Raw genomic sequence first — 443 nt, forward strand, 5'->3', positions numbered from 1 at the left:
GGTTGAAGCTATCTTACCAATTTCACATTGGAAGGTTGAAACTGCTAGCTTCGATATACACAAGATAACTAACCCAACTGTGACTGGTGCCGGCTACCAGCAAGGCGCACAGCTGGGCTACTACAACGTTAAAGCCTACGTATTGCAACGTGACAATTATAAATGTCAAAGTGGACGTAAAACGAAGCACAGCGCCAAGCTGCACGTACACCACAAAGTATTTCGTTCTCAGGGCGGCACTGATGCACCCAGTAACCTAATAACGCTATGCGAGACGTGCCATAATGATTTACACGCAGGAAAGTTTGAGCTAAAAGTGAAGCGCTCAAAGACAAAACATGCGACTGAAATAGGTATAGTCAAAGTCCAGTTAAAACAGTGCTGGGATTTTGAAGAAACGTTTGGCTACGTGACCAAATTTAAGCGCGAGCAAGTATTGGGCT

At 44.7% G+C, this 443-nt stretch carries 1 protein-coding gene; it reads left to right on the forward strand.

Annotation, left to right across the window (positions count from 1 at the left end; translation table 11 throughout):
- The coding region (locus tag HC000_RS18380; protein ID WP_179808395.1) for an HNH endonuclease at positions 1-443 on the forward strand (443 nt) is incomplete at both ends.

The sequence above is a fragment of the Pseudoalteromonas sp. MIP2626 genome (assembly GCF_013414205.1).
GTDB classification, from domain to species: domain Bacteria; phylum Pseudomonadota; class Gammaproteobacteria; order Enterobacterales; family Alteromonadaceae; genus Pseudoalteromonas; species Pseudoalteromonas nigrifaciens.